Raw genomic sequence first — 24,138 nt, 5'->3', positions numbered from 1 at the left:
AGCGATCGCCGGTTAGCAAAGGAGGCCGAATGACCCCATCGGAGCCATCCGCAGGTTGACCCCAAACTCATCCCAGAGGAGCCGAATCAGATTCGAATAGGTAGGGTATACATCTCTAACGCCCGACTGGACACGGCAATCGCATCCCTCGTCATCGCCAAAACCCGCACGCTTCCACGCGCCGGCTGACTTCGTTCCACAAACACGCCACTCAGCCTCCGCAGCACAGCAAGGATCGACTCCACCTTCTGTCTACGCCCCTGCGAGAGCACAATCACCATCGAAAAAAACATCGCCAGCAGCAGAAGATTAAACTCGCAGTCCTGACCGCCCCGCAGAAACCGGTCGAACTGAAAGAAGTACTCCGTAAACGGCATCACCACCAGCAGCAGCGCAGTAAACGCCAGCAGCAGTCCACCCCCAAAGGCATGAGCCTGCGACACTCCATCCACAGAACCTCGTCGCGTCATGGAAAGCTGATCCAAATGCAACACTCTCTCTGGAACCGAACCTTGCGCCTCACACCTGCAAGCGCATCGACAACAAAATTCGAGGAAGATAAGCGCTCTTATCCCACACTACAAAAATTCCTCACAGAATAGACGTCTGCGGAAGCCGATCGTCTACGTATAAAGATGTCTTTGTAAGATGCGCCCTTCGCCCCGAAAGAAACAGAAAATCCGCCCCAGGCAAAAAACTTTCACAACCTCAACCGATGCCTATACTTCCAGCACACCACCAACTAACATAGGATCGTAGGACGGAACGATGAGGCCCACCATGGTGTCATCACACACGAAATCGCTGCGTTGCCTTCCACTCCTCATTGCCGCCGTCTATTGCGTACAACTCAACGGGCAAACAAGCCGGCAGGCAGACAAGCAAGCGGATCAACAAACAAAAGATCCCTCCGTCATCAGCATTGCGCCCGCCCCCTCGGCCCGCTTTCCCGCAGACTGGTACCCACCCGACAACGATGTGACCTACTCCATCGCAGAGCCGGTGGACGCCCCCTACACCGCGACCTTCGTCACCACCGTCCACATCCTCGATCCGACAAACGGCCAGGTAAAGTCGTACAGCACCAACACCCGTCAGGCCCGCGACTCAGCCGGCCGAAAACGCGATGAGACCGAGATGCCGCGCCCCGACGGCCACGGCGCAACCATCACCGCGCACGAAGTCACCGTCAACGATTCCGTCTCGCACTGTACCTTCCAATGGATGGAGCCTTGGGTCGCTCCCGGCAAGCCCACCGCAACCGTCTCCTGCCTCTCCCGCATCCTCCACTACGGCAATCAGAACATGTGGGCCGGCATCTTCACCCAACCCGTCGAGACCCACGAACACAACACCGTCGACCACACCGAACCCCTCGGCAAAAAGAACTTCGGCGACGTCGAAGCAGTCGGAGTGCTGCGCACAAAGACCATCACCAACCCGCAATCAGGCGCCGTAACAAAGATGGTGATCGAGCTTTGGTACTCCTTCGACATGAAGGAGATGATTCAGATGCGGGAGGCCCCCGGCACAAGGGTCAATCAAAGCGGCCAGATGCCCGACTACGAACTCACCAACATCCATCGCACTGAGCCGGATCCCGCACTCTTCTACCCTCCCGCCGGATACGAGTTCCGCGTAGAGCATCACTAGGCATCACATCATCTGCGCGACCAAACTCTGCCCATCATCACCGCGTCATGCCCGACCGCAAACCCAAACCCGAACGCACCACCCCGCACAAAGACAAGATCTGCAAGACCTGCGGCCGCACCTTCCAGTGTCGCAAGCAGTGGGCCCAGGACTGGGACATCATCAAGTACTGCAGCGACGCCTGCCGCGGCCACCACCCCGGCGCAGCCGACGCTGCCCTCGAAGCCGCCATCCTCTCCCTCCTCGCCGAACGCAACCCTGCCGGAGACGAAGCAAAGACCATCTGCCCATCCGAAGCCGCAAAAGCCGTAGGCGGAACCGAGAACCGCCGCGACTGGGAGGGCCTCATGGAGCCCGCCCGCGCCGCCGCCCGCCGCCTCGTCGCCAAACGCAAAATCGTCATCACCCAGCACGGAGCCGTCGTCGATCACGCCACCGCAAAAGGCCCCATCCGTTTACGACTCCGCTAAAAATCAGCCACGATTCACCAGCAAAGATCCACGAAGCGTCCACAAAGACCCCACATCTGCCCTCTAACCCTGCATGGCCACCGCAAACAAATCGTCCGCGAAAAAATCCTCCTCCACGAACAAGAAGACCCCTGCCAAGAAGTCCTCCAGCAAAGAAACCCCCTGCTGGCCCGGCTTCGAACCCACTCCCGGCAAAACTCCCGGAACCAAGGGCAGCTGCAAACCCAAACCCGGCAAACACACCAAAGCCACCAGACACGCCACCCAAAAAGCCGCCGCCGCGAGCAAACTCGAAAAGCAAACAAAGTAGCTCCACTGCCGCTACAGAACAGAAAATTACGTCTCAAGTTTTTAGACAGCTTCTGAAATTGCTCCCGCTTTTGCTTTTGCTTTTGTTTGTCCTATTGTTTGTCATCCCCGCAGGGGATCTGCGGTTGTGGTTGCTCGCCCCTTTGTTTTGTCACCCCGTAGGGATCTGCTTTTGCCCTTGCCTATCGCCTTTGCCTCTGAGGTAACCCAAGGCTTTACCCTTGGGCCTCCCAGCCTCCGTAAGAAATGGGGCTTCAGCCACTGGGGTATGCCTTCTCATCCACAGCAACGCAATAATATGTGCGAATCAGGCCACAAACCTGTCAAGCCCACATCTCGCCTAAATAAAAGAAAACATGCGAGATAGCCTTGGCGCAGTAGTTATCCCTCACCCGCTATCATTAAATCAGAGAAATAAATTCAAGACTCGAGATAGAAACCCAAAAATCTAACTCTTTTATTGATAACAGCTTGCCCATAAGCCATTTATTTACAAATATTTGTCCGTAACCCATTTGTTTAGAGAATTTTAGCGGCGCCATTTTCAGCAAGTCATTGCAAATAAGCCACTTGACATAGGGGAGGGGGGAGGGGGGAGGGGTGGGGGTACCCCAAGAGAAGTACAGCAAGGAAGCGACCCCACCCAGACTTATACTGCCCCATGGACGTCGAACGCATCCGAGCCTTTCTCCTCACCCTCCCCCACGTCGTCGAGACCGTCCAATGGGGTGGCAGCCTCGTCTTCTGGGCAGGAGACAAGGCCATCGGCGGCAAGATGTTCGCCGTAATCAACCTGAGCGCTAACAATAGCCCCGAACGAGATCAGTCCACCCGCCTCATCTCCTACTCCGCCGGCCCGGAGCGCTACGCCGAACTCCTCGAGACCGAAGGCATCCGCCCCGCTCCATACCTCGCCCGCATCCACTGGGTCGCCATCGAACACTGGGGCGTCTTCCGCAACCCCGAGTGGGAAGAGCAGCTCACCGCCGCCCACGCCCTCACCCTCGCCAAGATGCCCCAGAAGACCCGCGACCTCCTCGCCCTCCCCGCCACCCAGCAGAGACGCCTCATCGCCGATCGCAGAAAAATCCTCGCCGCAAAAGCCGCCGCAAAGACCCCCGCCAAAGCTCCTTCTCCGAAATCCCCACCCGCAAAGTCCAAGCCCGCAAAGAGCCAGAAGAAAGCCACCAAATAACCACCACCGCACCACCAAAGACCGCTCAGCAGAATAGCTAACAGTTTTGATACTTCCAGTTCCTCTGCTTCCCTTCAGCGATCCACTCAACCGCAGTAGCGATCCGCTTCTCCCGCGTCTCCGGACGCTTCGCCTCAGCAACCCAATCGATGTACTCACGTCTCGCGCTCGGACTGAACCCCTCAAATACCGCAGCAGCCTTCTTGTTCCTCTTCAGCGCCGACACCAGCTCCGCAGGAGCTTCCACCACCGGCTTCGGCGCCTTCACCACCCTTCGCCGCGCCGCAATCGGACTCGTATACTCGCCCTTGTCCACAAGCGCCGCCGCCTGACGAATCCAACCAAGCATCAGCTTGTCGGACGGCAGATCCTTCACACTGGTAATCCGACCTAGCGAACCCATCCCATCGCCCTTCAGCGCCTTAGCCTCCCGCAGCGAAGCAGCAATCTCCTCACCCCAGAAGCCGAAGCTGCAGTGCTCCTTGAACGCCGACATGTTGCCCAGAATCGCACCGTGATAGACGAAGAAGGGCCTGCTCCACTTCATCGTCTCCTCCACCCCCGGACAGCCCTTATGCACCATCTCCCGCAGATGTTCGAGCACCGGAAGCGCAAACGGCGCGACCGTCGAAAGGTACGCATCCACCCTCGGATCAAGACCAGGCTTCGTCATGGCAGACAGTCTACAAACTCCCCTACGCGGTGTCACCCTGTTTCGTCTTCGGCACCACCTGCTCCGGTTTCTGAGGGTACGGCGGTCCCTTCGAAAAAACCTTTTGCATCTCCTCGTCATACCGATAGATATCGTCGAAGAAGTGGACCTCATCGTCCTCATCCACAATCGCCGTCAGGTAGAAGATCACGATCGGCAGCGGCGTCTTCAGGCTCACTGTCTTGTTGTCCGGTCCATTGTTCATCGCCTCCTGCACCTTCTGCAGATCCCAATCTCCGCCCTGTCCTTGCAGCACCCAGGCCGCAAGATCCGCTGGCTTCTGCACTCGGATACATCCGTGACTGAAGTCCCTCCGCGTCTGCTCGAACAGCGAAACAGCTGGCGTCGAGTGCAGATAAATGTCGTACTGGTTCGGGAATATGAACTTCACCAGTCCCAGCGAGTTCTTCGGCCCCGGCTTCTCCCGTACCATCACGCCGCCCTGCCCGACCTGCCGCGCCGTATAGTCGGTCTGCACCACGCCCTTGCTGTCGGTCACCTCGAAGTTCTTGCTCGCAAGATATCCACGGTTCGCCTCGATATGAGGAACCAACTCCTTCCGCGCAATATCGACCGGCACATTCCAGTACGGCCGGAACACAAGATACTTCATCATGTGAGTAAACACAGGAGTCTCATGCTCTCCCATCACCTTGCCAACCACCACGCGCATCGTGAAGTCGAGCTTGTGGTTTGCGTCAAAGCCACGCAGCACAAACTCCGGCAGATTCACCATCAGCCGCGCATGCAGATAAGGATCGGGCAGCCAGCGCCAGCGCTCCAGCGAATCCTGCAGCTGAGCCACCCGCTCATCCATCGGCACATTCAGCGACTTGATCGTCTGCGCTGTCAACTTCCCGTCCTCTGCAATTCCATGCCGATGCTGATAGTGCTTCACCGCATCCGACAGAGCAGCATCGAAGACCGAGCTATGACTCGCCTGAGCATCCGATCCCCCATCCGGCGCGTCTCCCTCCAACCGCAGCCGCGTCAACAAAGCATCTGCCGCCGGATACTCTCCACCAACGGCAACCGCCTTCGCGACGGTCGGCAGCGGCTCAATGCCTGCCTGCCCCTGCTGCTTCGCGAGGTCGAGATAGTGCGCCAGCGCCGCCTCCGTCTTCCTGTACTCGTCCGAGTCCGGCTCTACACTCTCGATCAGCTTCGGTACATCCGTTGCATCCACCGCGTTATCAGAGACAAACTCCGCCAAGTCATACTTCTTATCCTGCACATTGATATCGAAGCTAAAGTGCTGCGGATTCACCCGCCCGATCCGCAGATCGGAGATGTAACGCATCACATTGACCGTCATCGCCACGTCGAACAGAGAGATCGCATCGGCTGACTTGCTCGTAAGCGCCTGCACGCGGTTCGCCCATCGCGAATCGTCATAGTCCTCCGGAATCAACCCCTTCACAGCCGCATCGTGAAACTGCTGAATGAAGGCCGTAGCCGTAGCCGTCGGCGCGCCGTCCCGCGTCCACGCAACCTCGTAGTTACGATCGTCGTAGAAGGTCGTCACAATCGGCTCGTAGTCTGAGAAGTTCGGCCAACGCAGATTCGGCACCTTGCTCGTATCCACCTTCTCCGGCGGCAGCGCCTTCTTCTTCACCAACTCCTGCAACTGGTCCGAGTAAGCCGTCGTATTCAGCGCGGACTTCGATTTACGATGCCGGTGGCATCCACTCACGAGCAGTAGCGCACTAAGAGCACAGGCCGTTATGGCAGGACGTAACAGAGCTTTCATCTTCACGGACGGGTCATCCTTCAGGTCGTAACTGTGTGTCAGGGGTGCCGACTTATTATGCAGCACATCCGCCAACTTCGCAGCAATCGCAGAGCGCCGCCAGTGACGACTCAGATTCAGCCGTGCAACCTACCGCGCAATCTCCGGCAGAAACGTAAGGCAAATCATCGCCTGCGTTACAAGAATTGCCCCGGAAAGAACAAGGAACATCTTGCGCTGACGTGTCTCCAGCGCATCGGCAAATACCCCGCCTACAAACGTAAACAGAAACGGAAGCGCCCAAAGCCACGGCGCAGACACTGTCTGGACCGTCACCAGCGGAAGCAGTAAAAGTGTCATCACAAGAGGAGCCGTATTGCCAAAGTAGCGACTACGGCGCATCCCTGCGAACACCAGCAGTGCCACCACCGTCGCCCCGACAATCGACGCGTTCACGAGGTTCAGGAAAAACCGCCGCGCTCCATCCAACTCAAACCAGAACCGCGCTCCACCACCCGTAAACACATAACTGAAAGGAGCCAGGCGGAAGGCATAAAACGCAAACAGGATCAGCAGCGCACCCAACGCAGAGAAGACAAGAATCTGCATCACGTAGCTTCGTCGCCGCTGCGCCAGATACATCATCCACACCGCCGCCATCACAAAACCAACCATCGCCGCCAGCAGATGCGCCGCCGCCGTCAGGCCCAGCGCCAGCGTCAGCAGCGCAATCCGCGGCCTCCACTTCCTGCGCGGTCCCTGCATCGCATGCGCCACCCCCATCGCTGCATACACCAGCCCGTAGAGTCCCCACATCGCCAGCACATCATTGTTCGGTGTCACCGCAAACCTTATAATCGCCGGACAAAAGCAGTACAATCCCAGCGCAAAAAATCCGCCCTCATTGCCAAACAGCCGCCTCGACACCCACCACAGCCCCGCACCCAGCCACAGCGCAAAAAAGATAAACGACAGGTGCAGCAGATACTTCACGCTGTACAGCTGATGCCGAGCCTCCCACATCGAGCCGCGAAGCGTCCCATCTGTATACAGCCGGTTCTCTGGCCTCCGCAGCTTATCGGCCCCCAGCATCACCAGACGCTGAACGGTCAGCGGCAGTCCCGCCACCCGATACGCAAACGTCCCATCACCATTCAAATTTCCGCAGGTTGTAAAGTAACCGGCCAGAGGCGAAGGCCGCTCCCACATCTCACGCCCGCACTCGGCATACCGATAGTCCTGCTGCGACAGCTGCTGCCTGCTCACCACCCATAGGCACTCTGCCAGAAAAACCAGCAGCAGCAGCAGCGCCATCTGCTGGGGTCGACCGATCCTGATGCGGGGAAGCCTCATTCGCTGAATTGCCGACCTTTACCTGTCATTATTCTCATCCCACATCTCGCCATCGTCCGCAGCGTCCCACAGAAACACGCTCACACACGCAACCAACAGCTTCACCTTCGAGTGTATCGTGAGATATATGCAGTCGCTCTCCTTCACTCCTGGCCGCGCCTTTCTCTCCTCCGACTCACCCATCGTTCCATGGACCGTAGTCTTTGAGGACGAAGGCGTCGCCGGCTACTTCTACGCCTGCGACCGTTCGCAGGAGCAGCACGATCACGCCATCCTCGATGCCATGCTCATCTACAACGTCGCTGCCCTCGCCAAAAGCGATGCAGAAAATCAGCGCCCCGAGCCCCAGCGCATCGCCTCCGTCGAGTGGTCCCGCGACGGCATGCAGGCCGCCCTCTACCTCGACGGCACTCCACAGGCGCTCTACGACTTCAGAGCACGATGCGGCTACTGCCAGATGAACTTCCCAAACTTCCTCGAAGAGCAGGGAGACATCTGGAAAAAATCCTCGCACGCCTGGTCCGACGACGTGTTCCAGCGCTTCGAATCCAATCTCTACGCGTCATAAAGACGCGGAAACTTCGAACCGCAGGAAACCAAACCACCTTCAGAAAATGCCACCACGCTTGCCTAGCTCAGAAACAGCTTCTCCACCTCAAGCCAGTCATTCACCCTCTTATATCCTGTCACCCCGGCGTTATGCGGCGAGCTATAAAGTATCCCCTCGCCAGAAAATCGCCTTAGCTGCCGCGGATTGTCGTCGATCAGATAGTCCGCCCGAAGAATTCCCTTATCTCCGCAGTAAACGATATGCGATGCAGGGATGAACGGAAAGTGCCGCTCCAGCCATCTGTACTTCTGTTCGAACGAAGTAGGGATCTCCATCGCAGCCGTCGCGATAAACACCTCATAATTCATCTGCAGCCGACGTATCACCCGCTGCGACTCCGGCATCACCTGCAATACGTCGAAGAAATCCTCTGACCGAAGATGAGCCTCAAGCACCGCGTGCCGATCCGTCGAGACCACATCCCACAGCCACTTCCCATGGAGATCGTCGAGCGTGATCTGCTCTCCATAGTACCGGTTATAGCGGAGCAGATGCTCACCCAACGCATCCGCCATCACCTCGTCCATATCAATACAAACTCTCTTCACACTCGTCCTGACCGCCTACAGCGAATCGTTATTCAAAGCGAACGTATGATCGATGCTGCAATACTCTCTACCGGAACCGTCTTTCGCTGCGGAGCGTCGCGTGCCGGGTCGTAGTACAGCAGCCGGCCGCAGCTCTCGCACGTCATCATCGTCTCGTCGTTGCCTCGGTCGCGCAGATCGTTCCACCGCTGGGGCCGCACCATCATCTGGCATGCTGTGCACTTCTGATTCACCGCCTCAGCCACCGCCGTTCCCTTGCCCTTCGCGATACGGTCATACGTAGACAACGCACTCTCGCCAATCTCCGCCCGCACCGCCTTGCGCTTCTCCTCGACCGCCGCCAGCAGCACCTTATCCTGCGCCACCACCTCCGCCGCACGCACCCGCTCGCGCTCCAGCGTCGCCGCCGAATCGGTCACGGCATCATCCGCCAGCAGCTTCTGCGCCTCCAGCCCCTCACTGCGCTCCATGCTCTCGATCTCGGAGTCCTCAAGCTTGCCAATCTCCGCCTGCGCAAACGCAATCTCATGCTCAAACGCGGTCACCTGCACCGTCGTCGTCGCCAAGTCCATATGCTTGCGCGTGCGTTCGATCTTCGCCTTCTGATCTTTGACATCAGACTCCTGCCGCCGTCGCAGGCTCTCTTCCTTCGCAATCAGTTCGACCACCACCGCACGCTGACCCAGGATCGCCTTCGCCTTGGTCTCTAGCGCCGCCACCTGCTTCGGCAACGCCACCATCTCATCGCGCAGGCGCTTCGCCTCGATATCATGCCCCTGCAACACAATCAGTTTTTCGAGGTCAGGATGCATATCAATCTCTCTTTCCACTCCGTTACATTGCACCAAAAGCCAAAATCAGAAGGAAAACTCGAAGTCTAGCACCGCTTCGAATCTTTGTTAAGCAGCCCTACATCCTGTTGACGTTGATATAGTAAAGCTCCGTCGCCACCTCAAACTGCTCCCTCGTCAGCGGACTCTTCATCGTCTGCCACTCCGTCGTGGGATGAATCGTCTCCCAGTGCTCCTTCAAACCTACACGCACCGGCATCGCAAACGCCTTCTCATCCGCGACCCACCGGTAAGCGACCGCACCCGGCTCATCGAACTTCAACTCCAGCGTAGGAATCGCCGTGTGCCGCAGATACTGATCGAACACCGGAGTCAGATCCATACCCGTCTGCTGGTTGAAGTACTGAACCACGTCCTCCGTCGTGATGTTCTGATACTTGAACTTCAGATAGAAGCCACGCAGAATGGGCCACCAGCGCGTATCGTCGTTCACAATGCTGCGCAGCGTATTGATAAACAGCGCACCCTTGAAGTACTGATCCTGCGGCGGCTCCGCGTTCGTCCCCCGTGCCGTAATAATCGGCCGGTCGTTCTTCACCTTCTTCTTCAGCCCATTCAGATACCGAATCGCATCGTCATAGCCCCAGTTGTACTCGACATACAGGCCCTCCAGATACGTTGTCCATCCCTCATGGATCCACATATCCGACTTATCCGCAGCCGTCACGCTGTTACCAAACCACTCATGCCCACTCTCATGAATGATGATGAAGTCGAATCGCGGACTGATCCCAACCCCCGTCCAGTCCCGTTCAAAGTAGCCGTTCTTGAAGTGGTTCCCATAAGCCACCGCGCTCTGGTGCTCCATCCCCGCATACGGCGCCTCCACCAGCTTGTACCCGTCCTTCTTAAACGGATACTCCCCCAAATAGTGGTAGTACGCCTTCATCATCCCCGGCACCTGCGCGAACTGCACCTTCGCCTTATCCAGGTCCTCCGGAAGCACATAGTAGTCCAGCGCGAGTCCCTGAAACTTATCGTCGAAGTGAACATAGTTGCCGATATTCAGCGCGACATCGTAGTTATTGATCGGGTAGTGCACCCTCCAGTCCCAGCGCGTATACCCATCGCCAAGATCTTTCTTCCCTGCAAACTTCCCGTTCGAAATATCCATCAACCCGTTCGGTACCGCGACGCTGATCTCCATCCCCTGCTGAGGTTCATCGCGCCACTGCTCTTTATTCGGCCACCACACATACGCGCCCGTCTCTTCGCAAGCCGTATTGATCCACGGATGTCCCGCCGTATCCTTCTTGAACGTAAAGCATCCAAACCGTCCCGTCTCCACCGGATGGCCTGAGTAATGAAAGTCGATCGAGTAAGTTCGTCCCGCACGCAGTCTCTTGGGAAAGTCCACATATACCGTGCCGCCATCGCGTTCATACTTCAGCGTAGTCTTACCCAACGAAATCCCGTCGATTTGCAGCGTAGGATAAAGCTCTAGCTGAACCCGCGTACCATCCTGCAGCATCTTGAACCGGATCGTGTTCGTCCCGCGAATGAACTTCTTCTCCGGATCGACGCGCAAGTCCAGGTGATAGAACAGCAAATCATTATTCGCGCGATACGGCCCATACGTCCCACGCAAAAGCTCATCATGCGCAGGCTCGACCACCGCCGAAGGCGTAGCCGCAGCAGGTGTCGCAATCGCAGCAGGAGACGCTTGCGTCGTCTGACCAAAGACTGAGACCGAAGAGGCCCATCCAAACCAGAACACTAAACTAAATTGCCGATTGCGATTCCAATTCCGAAGACCGTGCGTAAACATTATTGCTAGCCTACCGCGATTCACCCGGAATTGCCTCGCCCCTCACCTTCGCTCATCCACCAAAGCCTTCATCGCCAGACTCTCCTCCGTATCCAACTCAGCCAGGCCTCGCGCCACACCCACGCGATCCTCCTCCGAACGGTTCTGGCTCGCCTTCCACTTTCCCTCAATACGCTCAATTACCATCTCCAACCCGACAATCCCCTTCACTAGCGAAGCAACATAGCTCGCCGGAGCGTCGCTCACCTTCCACGGAACCGCCGAATCCGCCTCATGGATGTTCGTCAGACTCTCCAGATGGGCCATCAACCACTCCCCATCTTCGATCACTCTCATATACCCATAGGCATGCACCACGGCATAGTTCCACGTAGGCACCACCCTCCCCGTCTCCTGCTTCTCCGGATACCACGACGGCGTAATGTAGTGCTGTGGCCCGGAAAATATCGCAAGCGCCTCCACAGACGCAGATATATCTTTCCATTGCCCATTCGCACGCGAGAGATGCCCCTTCAATCGACCCAGCGGACCACCCTCCCGCTCCACCACCATCGGAATATGCGAAGCAAACAGCCCCAAGGAGCCCACCGTGATCAACGACGCAAACGGCTGATCTTCCATCAACTTGTGCAGTACCGGGAGGCGATCCTCCTTGTTTGCCGCGGGAATATACATAAAGCCTCCTCAAAACCGCACTCGCTACGAACCTATCACTCAATCAGGGGATACGTCCTTCCAAAGATCGCAGACTATTCCCAAACTCTCTGAATCCCGGTCCAAACCCATACAATCGAATAAACACCTCATGGCAACCACCACTGTAGAACTCCCGGGCGCGCAACTTCCCGAAGTACACGAGTCCCACACCACCGTCGAGCGTCCCTGGCGGCCGCGCATCAACCCTTGGATCGTCGCCATGACGGTCACCCTGGCCACCTTCATGGAGGTGCTCGACTCCTCCATCGCTAACGTTGCCCTGCCCCACATCGCCGGCGGCCTCGGCGCCACGCAGGACGAAGCCACCTGGGTCCTCACCGCCTACCTGGTCTCCAACGCCATCATCCTGCCCGCTGGCGCCTACATGACCACCTTCATCGGGCGCAAGAAGTTCTACATGATCTGCGTCGCCCTTTTCGGCATTAGCTCCGCCCTCTGCGGCTTCGCCCCCACCCTCCCCCTCCTGATCTTCTGCCGCATCCTGCAGGGAATCGGCGGCGGCGGCCTCGCCCCCTCCGAACAGGCCATCCTCGCCGACACCTTCCCTCCGGAAAAACGCGGTCAGGCCTTTGCCATGTACGGCCTAGCCGTCGTCTGCGCCCCCGCCATCGGCCCCACCCTCGGCGGCTACATCACCGACAACTTCGACTGGCGATGGATCTTCTTCCTCAACGTCCCCATCTGCCTCATCTCTCTGTTCTTAACCTCCCGCATCGTCGAAGACCCGCCCTACGTCAAAGCCCAGGTCGCGAAGTCCCAGAAGGGCGGCATCAAGCTCGACTTCCTCGGCTTCGGTCTCCTCGGCCTGACCTTCGGCTCCCTCGAGTTCGTCCTCGACAAGGGCCAGGAGGACGACTGGTTCTCCTCCCACCTCATCGCTTTCTTCGCCGTCACCATGGTCGTCGCCTTCGTCGTCATGATCTGGTGGGAGCTCAAACAACTCCGCGAAGGCCATCGCCCCATCCTCAACCTCACCCTCTTCAAACGCACGAACTTCGCCATCTGCTTCCTGCTGATGTTCGTGCTCGGCTTCTCGCTCTACGGCACCACCATCCTTATCCCCCAGCTCGTCCAGACCCTGCTCGGCTACACCGCAGAGCTCGCCGGTCTCGTCCTCTCCCCCGCCGGTCTCATGATGATGGCCATGATGCCCGTCGTCGGTGTCCTCGTAGGCCGCACCGATCCGCGCAAACTCATCGGCTTCGGCTTCGCCATACTCACCGTCTCCCTCATCACCATGCACAGCATGGACCTCGGCGTCAGCTACGGACGCCTCGTCTTTCTCCGTTGCTTCCAGGCCTCCGGTCTCGCCTTCCTCTTCATCCCCATCAACACCATCGCCTACATCGGCGTAAAGCAGTCGGAGAACAACGACGTCTCTGGCCTCACCAATCTCGCCCGCAACATTGGCGGCTCCTGCGGCACGGCCTTTATGGCCACCATGCTCACCCGCCGCACCGCCACCCACGAGAGCAACATGGTCCGCAACCTCACACCCGGCAACCCCGCCTTCATGAAGCAGGTCGCGATGCTCAAAGGCATCTTCGGCGGCAAGACCAGCGGCAATCCCATGACCGGCACCGGCTCCCACGCCGCCCAGGCCTATCTCTACAACCAGCTCCACCGCCAGGCAGCCATGCTCTCCTACCTCGACATCATCCAGTATCTCGCCGTCTTCTGCGCCTGCATGATACCCCTGCTCTTCTTCATCCCCCGCCCGCCAAAACACGCCAGCCCCTCCGCCGGCCACTAACCTCCAAAGCCTAATCACAAATAGGTAACTAAAAAGTGCGAACACCGCACTGCCAGCCTCGTTAGAGGCTTATAAATCAGATCCGCACCAAGGAAGAACTGATTCCGCGCCGTCCCACTGCCGAGTTCTCACATAGCCAAGATCCTCCCGCAACTCCGCAATCTCCCCTCCTCAAAAACCCATTTAATCCTCATGCGAGCCTCTCTTCTCGTTACGAGTTCTTTATGCGCTCTAGACGAATTCTTTATCCCGCCCTTGTTAAAGTCGACAGTGGTTTAGCTCGCGTGCTCAAGCCGCTGACGCTAACAGAATGGGAGAATTACCGTGGAGAAAACAATCAAGTCACCCACTAAAGGACTCTGTCGAATTGGGTTGACCCTTGGGGTCGGGCTGACGCTCAGCGTGGGAAGCTTGCTGGCGCAGACGCAGACACCCAATCTGCAGACTGCAGTAGAAAACACCAGTATGCAGACATCTCAGGACCTGAAGATTCAGCAACTGCAGGACAAATTAGAGGAGATTCAGAAGGAGCTGATCGAGCTGAAGCGGACCAATGCGCCACAGCCCGAGACCACTCACATTACAACGCCGAAGGCCTCTACGCCCGTGCCTGTGCCAGCGCCGGCAGCTGTCGTCGCCACTGAAGAGCAGCCTGCAAGCACCGACCCCGCCGATCCCCACTCGACCCCGTTCGCCTTCGCCGACTTCACCTGGCTCAACGGCAACTCCCGCACCAAGGACACTCCCTACGCAACCAAATACTTCACCCCGGAGATACGTTCGGACGTGAGTTACACCTACGACTTCCGTCACCCGCAAGACGACACCATCGTCGGCTCGAGCGAAGTCTTTCGCTCCAGCGAGGTCACACTGACGGACCTTGGGCTCGGCGGCGACTTCCACGTAAACAATGTGCGCGCCCGCTTTTTGAGCCAGCTCGGCCTCTACGCCACGGCCACGCCGCGCAACGATGCAAGCCCCGCGCGCGGGCAGTGGGACCTCGCCGACGCCTATCGTTATATTGGCGAGGCTAACGCCGGATACCACTTCAACGTGCAGCACGGCATCAACGTCGATGCCGGTATCTTCCTCTCCTACGTCGGCCTCTTCTCGTTCTATCAGTTCGATAACTGGGCCTATCAGCCGTCGTACGTCTCGTCGAACACGCCGTGGTTCTTCAACGGTGTGCGCGTGCAGTGGTTTCCCACAGCGAAGCTAAAGATCGAGCCATGGTTCATCAACGGATGGCAGTCCTACGGCCGTTTCAACGGTCGGCCTGGACTTGGCGGACAAATTCTGTGGAGGCCCACCGGCAAGTTGCAGATCATCGGCAACCAGTACGGCTTCGGAGAGGATGCGCTTGGCGTAGCAACCCGCACCCGCTTACACACCGACGACAGCATCGAGTACAAGTACTATGACCACCCCTACTCTTTGATCAGCAAAGCTGCCTTCACTGTCACCGGAGACGCCGGTTGCGAGAGTGGCGGCGGAGTCAGCTGCCATGGCAATACCAAGCAAGGCCCGAAACAGAGCTTCCTCGGTTTCATGGTCTACAACCGGCTCTGGTTTGACCGAGACAAGTTTGGCTTCACGCTAGGCGGCGGTCGCATCAATAACCCCGGCCGCTACCTCGTGCTGCTGCCGCCGATCAACGGTGCCACCGCCGCTTCTGGCACGCCATACTTCACCGAGAACCCAGGCGATCCGTTCAAAGCATGGGACGCTTCGGTCACAGCCGACTACATGCCCAGCCAGTACTTCACCTATCGCCTGGAGTACAACCACCGCGCCGCGAACGTCCCGTACTTCAGTGGACCCGGAGGTGTAACCCCGCCAGGAGGAAACACCGGAGCACCCGGATCGCTCGTCCCAGGATGGGCTCCGGATCTTCGCGAAAGCGAGAACCGCATCACCGGCGCCTTCCTCGTCAAGTTCTAACCCGCACCATCAAAGATGAAGGGCTCGCAAGCATCTGCCTGCGAGCCCTTCATCTTTCTACAAAGCCTCTTACACAGGAAACGGATTACGCTCGACAAACTGCGCCTGGTGCCAGTACGGATACGTCTTCGGCACCTCACTAGCAGCATCCAGCTTTGCCACCTGCTCCTTGCTCAACGTCCAACCGACCGCGCCGATATTCTGCCGCAACTGCTCCTCGTTCCTCGCCCCAACAATCAGCGTCGAAACCGTAGGCCGTCGCAGCAGCCAGTTCAACGCAATCTGCGGTACCGTCTTGCCCGTCTCCTTCGCTATCTCATCAATCGCATCCACAACTTTGTACAGATATTCGTCGTCCACCTGCGGACCCTGCGCCGCCGTCTTATGCAGCCTGCTCTCCGCAGGAATCGGCGACCCACGGCGAATCTTCCCCGTCAGCCGTCCCCATCCCAGCGGCGACCACACCAGCGTCCCCACACCCTGATCCAGCGCCAGCGGCATCAGCTCCCACTCAAACTCGCGTCCCACCAGCGAGTAGTACGCCTGGTTCCCCACATACTTCGACCACCCATACCGCTCACTCACGCTCAGCGACTTCATCAGATGCCAACCGGAAAAATTCGAGCACGCGATATACCGAATCTTGCCCTCTCTCACCAGATCATCCAGCGCCCGCAGCGTCTCCTCCACCGGCGACACCGCGTCAAACCCATGCAGATGGTAGATGTCGATATACTCCGACCCCAGCCGCTTCAGCGACCGCTCCACCGACTGAATCAGGTGATACCGGCTCGACCCCACATCGTTCGGCCCCTTGCCCAGGCGAAACGTAGACTTCGTCGAGATCATCACGTCCTCGCGGTCCAAATGATCGAGCGCCTTCCCCAGAACCTCTTCGCTCTGCCCATTCGAGTAGATGTCCGCCGTATCGAACAACGTAATCCCGTTCTCCACACAGATATCCACCATCTTCCGCGCCTCGGCGATATCGTCGGTCGCGCCCCAGGCCTTGAAGAACTCGTTATTGCCGCCAAACGTTCCCGCTCCGAAGCAAAGCTCCGGCACCTTCAATCCCGATCGTCCAAGCTGCCTATATTCCATGAAAACTCCTTGTACACGTCAGATGTTTTATCCCGAACAAAGCTTCACGTGTTGAAGCTCCAGAAATTCTGACGCTTCTAAACAGTTGACGCTTCTGAAGCTCGTAGGTCCTGTGGAAGCATTCCACCGCTGGTCCCGCTATCCTACAACGATGTGCTCCACGCCACTCTTCCCGGACCAGCCCACCCTCACACCCGAGATCCCACCCACTTGGCGCGAGGGCAGCAAAGTCTTCCACACCACCGAAAAGTGCAACCGTCTCCAGTCGATCCCACGCAACAAACGCGTCACTTACCTATCCGGCAGCCCCGCTCAGGGCCTCCGCCAGTGCTTCAACTGCGAAGACATCATCCGCGCCAAGCGCCTCGGCTAACCCCTGCGCAACTCTTCTAAGCCAGCCCTGTACTCTCAGCCTGCTCCTGCGCATGATAGCTGCTCCGCACCAGCGGTCCCGACTCCACATGCCGAAACCCCATCCCCACGGCCTCATGCTTCAAAAACGCAAACTCCTCCGGCGTATAGTAACGCGCCATCGGCAGATGATCTCGCGAAGGCCGCAGATACTGCCCAATCGTCAGAATATCCACCCGCCGGTCCGCCAGATCGCGAAACACCGCCAGCAGCTCGTGCATCTCCTCGCCCATCCCCACGATGATGCCCGTCTTCGTCACAATCTGATCGCCATCCCGATCATCGAACATCTCCGCCGCAAGCTCCTTCGCATGCTGCAGAAACCGCAGCGACTTCTCGTAGCGCCCGCCTGACTTCGCCACGCGATACAGCCTCGGCACCGTCTCGATATTGTGATTCAGAATCTCCGGCCGCGCCTCCACCACCAGCCGCAGCGCCTCTTCGTTCCCCTGAAAGTCCGGCGTCAACACCTCCACCCGGCACCCCGGCGCCTGCATCCGAATCTCTTCGATCACACTCACAAACGCCCGCGCTGCGCCCACATTATCGTCATCGCGATTCACGCTCGTAATCACTGCATGAGCAAGACCCAACTGCGCAACCGCATACGCCACCCGCCGCGGCTCATCGAAGTCAATCGGCTCCGGCTTGCCCTTCGGCACCGCGCAAAACCCGCATCGCCGCGTGCACAGATTCCCCAGCATCATGAACGTCGCCGACTTCTGATTCCAGCACTCCCCGATATTCGGGCACTGCGCGCTCTCGCACACCGTATGCAGGTTCAGCTCCCGCGCCATCTTCTTCAGATTGTGAAACGTCTCCCCCATCGGAGCCTTGGCCTTCAACCAGGCCGGCTTGGGCGCAGGTTTGCGCGGCGTCAGATCGATCTGCACCAGCTCTGCATTCAACTGCATTCCCGATTGCGCCACCGGAGGAGTCATCCCCTCCATTGTATCCAAACCACCCCAGACCCTACTTCAGCGAGGTTGATTTGGGCGAAAAAAAGACTCATGGCGGCGGGAGCCGATTTTGCGAATTTGCTGTGATTTTTAAGGGGGGTCGGCGAATTTGTGGTGCGCACGCGTGGTAGTTTGCTGGTGAGTTGTGGTGATTCGTATGGTGGTCGTGGCATTTTGACACCACAGCTCTGGTCACGGAAAAATACGACAGGTTTTCTGGATTTATTTTGCGCGGATTCGAATTGGGAATCCGCGTTGTATAGATATGGCGCACTGCGTTCGCAACGAACCACCCGTCAGATTCACCGCAGCCGCTCTCGAACCTCTGTCCTTACCAGATAGAGAAAGAACACAAGCGCAAACAATCCCTGCAACAGAAACTGCCCTGCGTGCGTCTTCTCAAACACGAACAGATTCCCCAGGCAAAGCGTCAAACACCCTGCCAACACCAGCGACCAGCCCCACCGCCGCAGCCGCAGCAACCCCAGCACACCCGCCGCCAGCAACGTACACAAGGTCAGCACGCCATACCTTCCCGTGCCAGTGCCGAAGCTGCCCCGCAGCGCCGCCACGGCGTTGAGTATCGTCAGCACCACCATAAACAGGCAGATGCCCGCCACACCCGGCAGCATCCCATGCGCCCGCGCCTGAAGCCTCTTTACTTCATCGGTCTCGCTCATAATGTATGCAGATACGCCAGCAGATCGTCCATATCCTGCTGATCCATCGTATTCCCCAGAGCCGGCATCAGCGCGCGTCCATGCATCACCGTATCCGTCACACGTTCATCATTGGCCGGAGCGCCGCTCGGCAGATAAGGCTTCTTGAGCACACCGATCAACGCCGGCCCATGCAGCGAAGCGTCCTTGCGGTCGTAGTGGCACAACGCGCAACGGGTCTGAAACACCGCATGTCCACGTGCCTGCTGCGCATTCAACTCCGTCAGCGGCAAAGGCGGCGGCACCGACTTACACCCAACGACCACCAACAAAAGAAGCAAGAAAGAAGCCCGGATCATCTCCTTATTCTCTCACTTCCCGGCGCATCAGTTTGCCGCGGCAATCGCCCCAACGATCTTATCCATCACATCCCTGTCAGTACTGGTCTGCGGCATATGGTTCCCCACCATGATCGAAAAGATGACCGTCTTTCCACCCGCGCACTCGACGTATCCGCTCAACGCCCGCGCCTCTCCCAGCGTTCCCGTTTTGGCAAACACCCTCCCCTTCAGCGGAGCCTTTGCAAACCGTCCTTCCAACGAACCATCCACTCCACCCACCGGAAGGCTGCTCTTCCAATCCGCAAACCAGGGCTGTGCTGCGGCATACTGCAACAATCGAACGGTGGCCCGCGGCGTCACCAGGTCATAGGACGACAGCCCCGAGCCATCGTAGAAGACGAAGTCATCACCTTGAACGCCTACGTCGATAAGAAACTGGCGGACGACGCGTGCGCCATCTGCAAAGCTTCCACTCTCTGATTCGCCATCGAGAACGAACCTACTTCCGAGTCGGCGCAACAGCAGCTCCGCATGCAGATTCAGGCTCGATTTATTTGTCAGGACAACATCTTCCAACAGGCTGGGAGAGGTATGCTCAACTGCGACTCCAGTGCGTGGAAGACTTGCAGCATCGCATGGATCGGGACACACCATCGAGCCCGGAGACTCTACCTTTTGCATTGTCTTAAGCTTTGCCAGATCCAAAGGCTCGTGCGATATCGTACGAAAACTGCGCGCATCTTCAAGCAGCACATGCTCCGCCCGCGCACTACCAGTCACGATAACGCCGTGTTGCTCAAGCAGTTGTTTGAATGCAATTGCAGCGAACTCCGGCGGATCTTCGATCGAAATAAAATCGGTCTCCGGCTTGCCCTTGAGAGCGATCCCTCCGTAGACCCGCAAAATCTTCGAGCCCTGTTTGCGCTCAACCACGATACTCGTCGGAGATCTTCGATCGACGGTCATCACATCGTTCGTGACGGTGTAGTAAGGAATTTCAGGTGTGACTTCAATGATTGCGTGGCTGCCCACTTCTACAGCCGGTGTGATCGTAAGCTTCAGTTGATTATCATTCACGCTCAGAGCAGATACCGGCGCACCATAGCCCCACGGGAGATCATCGACGCTCCAGCCCTGCGGATACGGCTCATTGCCAAAGTGATCTCCAATCGCGATCACATCCCCGTCGACCGTCTTCAGCCCCGAAGCCGCTATCTGTGCCGCCATGTCGTCGAGGTAATGCAGCGGCGAAGACGCCTCATCCGAATTCAGAGCGTAGGGCACAGCTCGTCCCGAGAGATTGGCGTCGCCGCCGCCGACCAGATAGATACTCCCCTTGACGTACTCTTTGCCGGTGAAGACGCCGTTTACCTGAACGGTAGTCTTCACGGTAGCCGTTGGCCCCAGCAGAGCCATTGCAGCCACCGTCGTAAACAACTTCGCATTACTCGCAGGCTGAAAGAGCTGCCCCTCATTCAGCGAATAGATTGGCGCACCATCCATCTCCACCACGGAGATCCCCCAGTGGTCCCGCGTCACCGCAGGATCCTCCAGCATGCCTGCGATCTTCTGCGCCAACTCAGTACACGGACCGCCTCTGCCCGCCTTGAGCGCTACAGATCCTTCGCAACCCACGCCCTGCGTCTGCGCCTGCAGCGGCGCAACCCAAACTGCCGAAAGTCCTAATATCACCGCCATGCCACATCTGGAGAGCCGTACCATCCGCGCAGTCTAGCATCCCACCAGCTAGAATCCATGCATGTCCTTCGCACCCCGCCCGCACTTCGACTGGCATCTCAAGACCCGGACCGTTCCCCTGGGCCGACGGACGATCGTCATGGGCATCCTCAACGTCACACCCGATTCTTTCTCGGACGGCGGGCACTTTTATTCTCCGGAACAAGCCCCCGAAAAAGCCATCGCCCAAGCTCTTCTCATGCTCGACCATGGTGCGGACATCCTCGACGTAGGCGGAGAATCGACGCGACCCAACGCAATACCCCTCACTGCCGAAGAAGAACAGACGCGAATCCTTCCCGTCATCGAAGCGATCCTCAAACAGAGGCCAGAGGCGATTCTTTCCATCGATACCTTCCACGCCAGCACCGCACGATACGCGATTCAGGCTGGCGCCGAGATCGTCAATGACGTGAGTGGACATCTCTGGGACGCGGACATGTCTCGCGCTTGCGCCGAACTTAACTGTGGCACTATCCTTATGCACGCCCGAGGGCTGCCGCAGGAGTGGGTGCATCTTCCATCGCTCGCGTCAGGCCAAGTGCTCCCACTTGTTCTCACCGAACTCCAGCAGCGCGTGGAAGCCGCTATTGCATCGGGCATCGCGCGAGAGAAGATCGTTCTCGATCCGGGCTTTGGTTTTGGCAAACGCCTCGACGAAAACTATCCGCTCCTCGCGCATCTCGACATGCTTCATCATCTCGATCTGCCGATTCTCGTCGGAATTTCACGCAAGGGTTTTCTCGCGCATACGCTTGCTCAAAACGCGGCCTTAGCGATCCCGCTCGAATCAACCACGGGATTAGCCGCAGATCGACTGCATGCCACCACTGCCGCCAACGTTGCCGCCATCCTGTCCGGCGCTCACATCGTTCGCACCCACGACGTCAGGCCCGCTGCCGAAGCCGCAGCTATCGCAGACCGCGTCCTTGGCGCACTATGACGTTCCGCTCGCCGGATTCCCGGATGCATCCGTGTTCCAGCTCTCCGTCTGAAACGCAATAAACACAGCCGTCCACGTTCCCTGCGATGGCAGGTGGATCAACAGCGCGCCATCCTGCCACACGCCGTTATCTCCGCCATGATTGTTCTTCGGATTCCCTTGGTTCATATGGATGTCATGAATCCCGTCCACCTTGCCGGAGTCGGAGTAGGCGCTGCCAAAGGCATAGATTACGCCGTCCTTATCCGCGATCGTCATGTTCAGCAGCGTCACCACGGCGTTTTCGAGTGCCTTCGAATGTGCGCGCTGCATCATCCGCTCCTCTTCGCTGCCGGACTTTGATACGTTCGGCTTGGGCAGAAGCATCATCTGCGCCTTTGTGATCATGGGCTGGCCGTTCACAGTGCTTCGCACAAAGTCCAGGGCCAACCCGCCCGGCTCACTCTTCAACGCGGTCATTCCCATGGGGAGTGCAAGCAATCCCTGTAGATCCGGCGGCGTAAAATTCTCGGCGATGTCGTACAGCACCTCCGACCCATCCACCGACTGAATATTCACGGCCACGGTAAACGGTCCACCCGGAGCCTGCATGGTGATCTGATAGTGCGCGCTTGATCCAGTTACGACCTTCCCCGCCGTCGGATCCCCCGCCAGCACACTGTAGTTCGAAATCGGCATCCTTGCTCCGTTCACGTTAAATTGCGATCTGCTTTATTAGACGCCTGCTTCGTCTGCTACGTCTTCTTCCTCATCTTCTTCGTCGTCCTCTTCCAGCTCGGCGTCATCATCATCCTCGTCCTCGTCCTCGTCCTCGTCCTCGAGGTCTTCGTCTTTTTCGTCATCATCGCCATCCACCGAGGTGGCTGCATTCGTCGCTTCGCTGCTGGCGTGCTCGGTGGGGTTGCTGGCGGAGTTGTCGAAGGTCGCAGTCGCATCCGGACCGATCTTGCGAAGGATCTCATCAAAGCTCTGGTTGTTGGTTGAATCAGTCATCGCCAATCTCCTGTATTGAACAAATGAGCGCTACGCACTCAGACTGCTATGGACAGCCTGAGCGGTTGGATGCGAACTAGTCGCAATCAGCGTCGTGCCTCTTTCACTTATGCGGCAGGAGAGAAAGATTCTGTTGTCGAGGGGTGTGATATGGACGGAGTATTAAAAAACGAAGGCCGCAGGAGATCTTCCTGCGGCCTTTACCGTTCTGCCTGAACAGAGGATTAAGCAGCTTCGGATTCGGCCTTGAGTTTTTCTGCAGTGTAGTGAGCGATAAGAGCGTCGATGGTGGGCTGGATCTGGCCCTCCATGACCATGGCCAACTGGTGGTTGGTCAGTCCGATGCGATGGTCCGTAAGGCGGTTCTGCGGGAAGTTGTAGGTACGAATCTTCTCGCTGCGGTCGCCGGAGCCGATCTGCTGCTTGCGGTCCTTGGCCTGGATCTGGTGGATGCGCTCGGCTTCTACCTCATACAATCTGGCGCGGAGTACACGCATTCCCTTTTCACGATTCTTGATCTGCGATTTTTCGTCCTGGCAGGAGACCACGGTATTGGTAGGAAGATGCGTGATACGAACAGCCGAGTAGGTGGTGTTGACCGATTGGCCGCCAGGACCGGAGGAGCAGAAGGTGTCGATGCGGAGATCCTTCGCTTCGATCTTGATGTCGACCTCTTCAGCTTCGGGCAGGACAGCAACTGTAATGGCTGAGGTGTGAACGCGGCCCTGAGTCTCCGTCGCGGGAACGCGCTGGACGCGGTGCACGCCAGACTCATACTTGAGCTGCGAGTAGACGTTGTCGCCCTCGATGATCGCGGTCACGTCCTTCAGGCCATGTCCGATGCCGGACTCTGTCTGGGAGAGGACCTCGACCTTCCACTTATGCTGCTCGGCAAAGCGGAGATACATGCGGAAGACCTCGGCGACGAAGAGCGCGGCCTCGTCGCCACCAGTACCGGCGCGAAGCTCCAGGATGACGTTCTTTTCGTCGTTGGGATCCTTGGGTAGCAGGAGAACCTTGAGCCCGTCTTCGATGGGACCGAGGCGCGGCTCGAGGGTATCGAGCTCAGCCTGCGCCATCTCTTTGATGTCCGGGTCAGGTTCGGCGAGCATGGCTTTGGCTTCGGCTATTCCGTCCTTGATCTTGCGATACTCGCGGAACTTTTCGACGGTAGGCTCCATATCGCGATGCTGCTTTGCGATGGACTGGAACTTCTTCTGGTCGTTAACCAGGGTAGGGTCGGACATCTGTCTGCCGAGATCTTCGTAGCGGGCTTCGAGTTGGTCGAGGCGGTCGAACATAGGTGCTCCTAAGGGCTGTGAGGTGGGGATGGTCGTTCAGTTTGAGACAGAAGACAGCGAGAAGGCGCAGCTAGGCAAAGTCGT

25 protein-coding genes are annotated in these 24,138 nt (G+C 58.0%); 9 read left to right on the top strand and 16 right to left on the bottom strand.

Going from position 1 to position 24,138, the window contains the following annotated elements; genetic code table 11:
• Positions 1-86: 86 nt before the first annotated feature.
• Positions 87-470, bottom strand: a complete 384-nt coding sequence (locus GSQ82_RS21670; RefSeq protein ID WP_158794379.1) for a hypothetical protein — start codon at positions 468-470, stop codon at positions 87-89.
• Positions 471-780: 310 nt separating this feature from the next.
• Here GSQ82_RS21670 and GSQ82_RS21665 point away from each other — a divergent pair, with 310 nt between their 5' ends.
• From GSQ82_RS21665 to GSQ82_RS21650, 4 genes are all read left to right on the top strand, one after another.
• The gene (locus tag GSQ82_RS21665) at positions 781-1,653 is read left to right on the top strand and encodes a hypothetical protein (protein WP_158794378.1); all 873 of its coding nucleotides are present in this window, start codon (positions 781-783) and stop codon (positions 1,651-1,653) included.
• A 47-nt stretch (positions 1,654-1,700) separates the two neighbouring features.
• The gene (locus GSQ82_RS21660) at positions 1,701-2,123 is read left to right on the top strand and encodes a DUF3253 domain-containing protein (RefSeq protein ID WP_158794377.1); all 423 of its coding nucleotides are present in this window, start codon (positions 1,701-1,703) and stop codon (positions 2,121-2,123) included.
• Between the two features lie 73 nt (positions 2,124-2,196).
• Positions 2,197-2,433 (top strand): hypothetical protein, encoded by a 237-nt coding sequence (locus GSQ82_RS21655; RefSeq protein ID WP_158794376.1) that lies wholly within the window; start codon positions 2,197-2,199, stop codon positions 2,431-2,433.
• 660 nt (positions 2,434-3,093) lie between these two features.
• Positions 3,094-3,627: an MmcQ/YjbR family DNA-binding protein gene (locus GSQ82_RS21650; protein WP_158794375.1), complete on the top strand. Its 534-nt coding sequence runs from the start codon at positions 3,094-3,096 to the stop codon at positions 3,625-3,627.
• A 37-nt stretch (positions 3,628-3,664) separates the two neighbouring features.
• Here the strand turns inward: GSQ82_RS21650 and GSQ82_RS21645 are convergent, their stop codons facing one another.
• The 3 genes from GSQ82_RS21645 to GSQ82_RS21635 all read right to left on the bottom strand — a co-directional run bounded on the left by GSQ82_RS21645 (position 3,665) and on the right by GSQ82_RS21635 (position 7,421).
• On the bottom strand, positions 3,665-4,300 hold the full coding sequence (locus GSQ82_RS21645) for a YdeI family protein (RefSeq protein ID WP_158794374.1): 636 nt from the start codon (positions 4,298-4,300) through the stop codon (positions 3,665-3,667).
• Positions 4,301-4,322: 22 nt separating this feature from the next.
• Positions 4,323-6,089 carry a murein L,D-transpeptidase gene (locus tag GSQ82_RS21640; protein ID WP_254061911.1) on the bottom strand — a complete coding sequence of 589 codons (1,767 nt, stop codon included), beginning with the start codon at positions 6,087-6,089 and terminating at the stop codon, positions 4,323-4,325.
• Positions 6,090-6,218: 129 nt separating this feature from the next.
• A complete protein-coding gene (locus GSQ82_RS21635) occupies positions 6,219-7,421 on the bottom strand; it encodes a hypothetical protein (RefSeq protein WP_158794372.1) in 1,203 nt (400 codons plus the stop codon).
• Between the two features lie 127 nt (positions 7,422-7,548).
• Between GSQ82_RS21635 and GSQ82_RS21630 the strand changes: the two genes are divergently transcribed.
• On the top strand, positions 7,549-7,989 hold the full coding sequence (locus GSQ82_RS21630) for a DUF2251 domain-containing protein (protein WP_158794859.1): 441 nt from the start codon (positions 7,549-7,551) through the stop codon (positions 7,987-7,989).
• A gap of 62 nt (positions 7,990-8,051) precedes the next feature.
• Here GSQ82_RS21630 and GSQ82_RS21625 read toward each other — a convergent pair whose 3' ends face one another.
• From GSQ82_RS21625 to GSQ82_RS21610, 4 genes are all read right to left on the bottom strand, one after another.
• A complete protein-coding gene (locus GSQ82_RS21625; RefSeq protein ID WP_158794371.1) occupies positions 8,052-8,558 on the bottom strand; it encodes a 5'-3'-deoxyribonucleotidase in 507 nt (168 codons plus the stop codon).
• 53 nt (positions 8,559-8,611) lie between these two features.
• Positions 8,612-9,391, bottom strand: a complete 780-nt coding sequence (locus GSQ82_RS21620) for a zinc ribbon domain-containing protein (RefSeq protein ID WP_158794370.1) — start codon at positions 9,389-9,391, stop codon at positions 8,612-8,614.
• Positions 9,392-9,488: 97 nt separating this feature from the next.
• Positions 9,489-11,147 (bottom strand): M1 family metallopeptidase, encoded by a 1,659-nt coding sequence (locus GSQ82_RS21615; RefSeq protein WP_254061841.1) that lies wholly within the window; start codon positions 11,145-11,147, stop codon positions 9,489-9,491.
• 93 nt (positions 11,148-11,240) lie between these two features.
• On the bottom strand, positions 11,241-11,873 hold the full coding sequence (locus GSQ82_RS21610; protein ID WP_158794368.1) for an FMN-binding negative transcriptional regulator: 633 nt from the start codon (positions 11,871-11,873) through the stop codon (positions 11,241-11,243).
• A 130-nt stretch (positions 11,874-12,003) separates the two neighbouring features.
• On the opposite strand from GSQ82_RS21610, the gene GSQ82_RS21605 reads away from it, so the two are divergent.
• Together GSQ82_RS21605 and GSQ82_RS21600 are read left to right on the top strand one after the other, a co-directional pair.
• On the top strand, positions 12,004-13,668 hold the full coding sequence (locus GSQ82_RS21605) for a DHA2 family efflux MFS transporter permease subunit (protein ID WP_158794367.1): 1,665 nt from the start codon (positions 12,004-12,006) through the stop codon (positions 13,666-13,668).
• A gap of 324 nt (positions 13,669-13,992) precedes the next feature.
• The gene (locus GSQ82_RS21600; RefSeq protein WP_254061840.1) at positions 13,993-15,609 is read left to right on the top strand and encodes an outer membrane beta-barrel protein; all 1,617 of its coding nucleotides are present in this window, start codon (positions 13,993-13,995) and stop codon (positions 15,607-15,609) included.
• Positions 15,610-15,678: 69 nt separating this feature from the next.
• Here the strand turns inward: GSQ82_RS21600 and GSQ82_RS21595 are convergent, their stop codons facing one another.
• Positions 15,679-16,710 (bottom strand): aldo/keto reductase, encoded by a 1,032-nt coding sequence (locus GSQ82_RS21595; RefSeq protein WP_158794366.1) that lies wholly within the window; start codon positions 16,708-16,710, stop codon positions 15,679-15,681.
• Between the two features lie 112 nt (positions 16,711-16,822).
• Here GSQ82_RS21595 and GSQ82_RS21590 point away from each other — a divergent pair, with 112 nt between their 5' ends.
• Positions 16,823-17,083, top strand: coding sequence for a hypothetical protein (locus GSQ82_RS21590; RefSeq protein ID WP_158794365.1), 261 nt, complete (start codon positions 16,823-16,825; stop codon positions 17,081-17,083).
• Between the two features lie 16 nt (positions 17,084-17,099).
• Here the strand turns inward: GSQ82_RS21590 and lipA are convergent, their stop codons facing one another.
• The 4 genes from lipA to dacB form a co-directional block, all read right to left on the bottom strand.
• Positions 17,100-18,062, bottom strand: a complete 963-nt coding sequence (gene lipA / locus GSQ82_RS21585; protein ID WP_254061839.1) for a lipoyl synthase — start codon at positions 18,060-18,062, stop codon at positions 17,100-17,102.
• Between the two features lie 320 nt (positions 18,063-18,382).
• The gene (locus GSQ82_RS21580) at positions 18,383-18,760 is read right to left on the bottom strand and encodes a hypothetical protein (protein WP_158794364.1); all 378 of its coding nucleotides are present in this window, start codon (positions 18,758-18,760) and stop codon (positions 18,383-18,385) included.
• Positions 18,757-19,098 carry a cytochrome c gene (locus GSQ82_RS21575; RefSeq protein ID WP_158794363.1) on the bottom strand — a complete coding sequence of 114 codons (342 nt, stop codon included), beginning with the start codon at positions 19,096-19,098 and terminating at the stop codon, positions 18,757-18,759. Before GSQ82_RS21575 ends, GSQ82_RS21580 begins: the two co-directional genes overlap by 4 nt.
• 27 nt (positions 19,099-19,125) lie before the next feature.
• Positions 19,126-20,778 (bottom strand): D-alanyl-D-alanine carboxypeptidase/D-alanyl-D-alanine-endopeptidase, encoded by a 1,653-nt coding sequence (gene dacB / locus GSQ82_RS21570; protein WP_158794362.1) that lies wholly within the window; start codon positions 20,776-20,778, stop codon positions 19,126-19,128.
• A 61-nt stretch (positions 20,779-20,839) separates the two neighbouring features.
• Here dacB and folP point away from each other — a divergent pair, with 61 nt between their 5' ends.
• A complete protein-coding gene (folP, locus tag GSQ82_RS21565) occupies positions 20,840-21,760 on the top strand; it encodes a dihydropteroate synthase (protein ID WP_254061838.1) in 921 nt (306 codons plus the stop codon).
• Here the strand turns inward: folP and GSQ82_RS21560 are convergent.
• The 3 genes from GSQ82_RS21560 to prfA all read right to left on the bottom strand — a co-directional run bounded on the left by GSQ82_RS21560 (position 21,755) and on the right by prfA (position 24,054).
• The gene (locus tag GSQ82_RS21560; RefSeq protein WP_158794361.1) at positions 21,755-22,438 is read right to left on the bottom strand and encodes a YukJ family protein; all 684 of its coding nucleotides are present in this window, start codon (positions 22,436-22,438) and stop codon (positions 21,755-21,757) included. The two genes, folP and GSQ82_RS21560, sit on opposite strands and share 6 nt — an antisense overlap.
• A gap of 36 nt (positions 22,439-22,474) precedes the next feature.
• The gene (locus tag GSQ82_RS21555) at positions 22,475-22,753 is read right to left on the bottom strand and encodes a hypothetical protein (RefSeq protein WP_158794360.1); all 279 of its coding nucleotides are present in this window, start codon (positions 22,751-22,753) and stop codon (positions 22,475-22,477) included.
• 224 nt (positions 22,754-22,977) lie between these two features.
• Positions 22,978-24,054 carry a peptide chain release factor 1 gene (prfA, locus tag GSQ82_RS21550; protein WP_158794359.1) on the bottom strand — a complete coding sequence of 359 codons (1,077 nt, stop codon included), beginning with the start codon at positions 24,052-24,054 and terminating at the stop codon, positions 22,978-22,980.
• Positions 24,055-24,138 lie beyond the last annotated feature (84 nt).

This window comes from Granulicella sp. L60, assembly GCF_009765825.1.
Taxonomy (GTDB): domain Bacteria; phylum Acidobacteriota; class Terriglobia; order Terriglobales; family Acidobacteriaceae; genus Edaphobacter.
The sequence above is the reverse complement of the archived record's forward strand: the minus strand, read 5'-3'. Positions and strand labels throughout refer to the sequence as shown.